The 1181-nt window shown below is 52.6% G+C and carries 2 protein-coding genes; one reads left to right on the forward strand and one right to left on the reverse strand.

The features are described 5' to 3' along the window. Window positions 1-527: zinc ABC transporter substrate-binding protein (locus V6D20_15290; protein ID HEY9817144.1), on the reverse strand; the 527-nt coding region annotated here is incomplete at its 3' end. Window positions 528-869: 342 nt separating this feature from the next. Here V6D20_15290 and V6D20_15295 point away from each other — a divergent pair. Next, the coding region (locus V6D20_15295; GenBank protein ID HEY9817145.1) for a transcriptional repressor at window positions 870-1181 on the forward strand (312 nt) is incomplete at its 3' end.

The following is a 1181-nucleotide window of genomic DNA, read 5'->3' on the forward strand; positions in this document are numbered from 1 at the left end:
TCTGCTGCCTGATCATCACCGTGGTTATGATCAGGGTCATCACCGTGATCGTGGCCATGCTCATCACCGTGGTCATCGCCGTGATCGTGGCTGTGACCTTCCACATCCTCGTTGGAGAGAACGGCAACCCCTTCACTGGTATCAATCACCACGAGATCTGCGTTACCAGCATTAGCAACGAGATCATCTAAGAAAAACTCCATTTCCAGGCCGTTCTTCACCAACACGTCTGCATCGGCGATCGCCTGCACATCCGATGGTTTCGCTTGGTAATCATGGGGGCCAACATTGGCCGGCAGCAGTTGAATTACCTCAGCGCGATCGCCCGCTACGGCTTTGGTGAACTGGGTGATGGGTACAAAGGTAGTGATCACCTGTAGATCATCGGCCTGTTCAACGGCATCGCCCTGGGTTAGATCCTCATCGGTCACGCCCGTTGGCTCAGACGCACAACTTCCCAATCCAATCACCACCGTGGAGGCGATCGCAAACGAGAACCGGCGCAATAATCCCTGATTTTGAACCATTATGGACTCCTACAATAACGTCACATCAAAGCTTGGCTAGGCCTGGGCCTAGTCTCATGGGCGCAAGAGGTCTGCAACATTTTTGCCATGGGCTAAGGACAGGCTCTAACGGTAGCTGATACCAATTCTTGGATTGCCCGCTACATGTTGCCCTTACCCTAAATCCCTCTCCCAGAAGGCAAGGGACGTTGAGGCGGCTTAAACGATAGAGCGACATTTTGAAGACTTGATATTAGGTAGACATGGGGTAGACATGGGGACGTGAACCACAAGACAACGACGAGCGAAAACAGAGTAGAATGAGAATGGTTATCATTCTAGAATATCCTACCGCATATTTCCATGAATCGTGACCCTTGTCTCAAACCATCTGCCCCACCCACCGCCATGCACCCCGATCGTCGCCTGACTCGCAGCCAGGATGCGGTGCTAGCTGTTCTCCAAGAGCAGCGATCGCCCCTGTCGGCCCAAGCCCTGTATCGTCTGATGCGCGATCGCCAGTCTATTGGCCTAGCAACGGTTTATCGCGCTCTTGATAGTTTGAAGCTGAAGGGTTTGGTGCAACATCGAGTGAGCCTAGAGGGCGAATTGCTCTATAGTTCTATGCACCACGATCTGCACTACCTCACTTGTCTCCACTGTGGGCAGTCTTTT

The organism is Candidatus Obscuribacterales bacterium (assembly GCA_036703605.1).
Taxonomy (GTDB): domain Bacteria; phylum Cyanobacteriota; class Cyanobacteriia; order RECH01; family RECH01; genus RECH01.